Genomic DNA, 1421 nt, shown 5'->3' on the forward strand with positions numbered 1-1421 from the left:
AGAGGGCGGAACGTAAGCTGATGTCCGTTTCGCCGTAGCGGAGGATGTGGCCGCGCCGGACGGCTACGGTCGCGGCAGGGTGAACAATCCCGGTTCGGTCTCGGCCAGGATGTTGCGCCCGGTCAGGCGCTTGAGCTTCAAACGGACGTTGTTGATGTTGTTCGGAACCGGGTCCAGGTCCATCGCCTCGCACACGCCCCGTGCCCGCAGCGGACCGTCTGCCTGGGCGAACACCACCATGATTTCCTGGTAGGCCGCCCCGTCCGGCAGCTTCGGGGCGGACACCAACGGCGCGGGCGGGTCCGGGTCGGGCAGCTCCAGCAGCGTCTTGCGGGTGATCCGCACTTCCTCGGCGGCCCGGCCGAGCTCGTCCAGCACGGCGGTGAGCCGCGTGATCTGCTCGCGGGTCTCTTCGGCCTGCGCGGCGATCTCCCGCTCGCGCTCCTCCAGCCGTACCAGCACCGCCCCCAGGGTCAGGTCCCCGCTGGTCACGCGCCGCGCCATGACGTCGCGCCGCCGGTCAGCCGACGTACCATCACGTCGCTTATCGCCCAGTAGACCCGGGACTCGGCCGAGGCGGGGCGGTGCTCGTAGTCGCGTACCAGCCGCCGATGCAGCATCAAGATCCCGTTCGTCTGCTCCACTCGCCAGCGGATCGGCTGCGGGACGAACCCGGTCTCGGCCGGTTTGCGCTCGACGACTTCGACGTCGATGCCCACTTGCTGGCCGTGGTCCACGACGGTCTTCTTGAACCCCTGGTCCACCAGAGCCTTCGTCACGGTGCCGCCACTGCCTGCTGCGACCTTGTCGAGCAGAGCGGTGCCGAAGGCGTTGTCGTGGACGGAGGCCGCCAGCACGACCACGGCGATCACCAGGCCAAGCACGTCCACGGCGAGTCCCCGCTTGCGACCGGGCACCTTCTTCGCCGCGTCGCGTCCCGTCGTCTCGGCCGGCACCCCGGCCGCCGCGTGCAGGCTCTGGGTGTCGAGCACCACCAGGCTGGGGTCGGCTAATCGGCCCCTCTTCTCGCGGACCTGCCAGCGCAGCAGGTCGTGAATGACCTGGTCGGTGCCGTCATTGCGCCATGTGTAGAAGTAGTACTTCACCGCACCGGCGGGTGGAAGGTCGTGTGGGAGGTAGTCCCACTGGCAGCCGGTCCGGGACTGGTAGAGCAGGGCGTTGACGATCTCCCGCATCTCGTAGCGGCCTTCGTGGCCGCTGACCGAGGGATGCTGGACCTTCCACGAGGTGATCACCGGCTCGATCAGCGCCCAGCGTTCGTCGGATAAGTCGCTCTTGTAGGGCTTGCGGTCACTCACGCAGTCACCTCAGCACGGCGCCAGCCCCGCGATCTGCCGGAGGCGGCAAGGCCACACGTTCAGGCGACGACAGAACGGACTTAATCTCTCATTCCGCCCTCT

Annotated in this window: 2 protein-coding genes; both read right to left on the reverse strand. The window is 68.1% G+C overall.

Going from position 1 to position 1421, the window contains the following annotated elements:
* Window positions 1-63: 63 nt before the first annotated feature.
* Window positions 64-492: a hypothetical protein gene (locus ACIPLC_RS38200; protein WP_400477666.1), complete on the reverse strand. Its 429-nt coding sequence runs from the start codon at window positions 490-492 to the stop codon at window positions 64-66.
* The gene (locus ACIPLC_RS38205; protein ID WP_400477667.1) at window positions 489-1319 is read right to left on the reverse strand and encodes an IS5 family transposase; all 831 of its coding nucleotides are present in this window, start codon (window positions 1317-1319) and stop codon (window positions 489-491) included. The genes ACIPLC_RS38200 and ACIPLC_RS38205 overlap by 4 nt, the downstream gene beginning before the upstream one ends.
* Window positions 1320-1421 lie beyond the last annotated feature (102 nt).

Origin of the sequence: Kitasatospora sp. NPDC086801 (genome assembly GCF_044745805.1) — a bacterium.
Taxonomy (GTDB): Bacteria; Actinomycetota; Actinomycetes; order Streptomycetales; family Streptomycetaceae; genus Kitasatospora.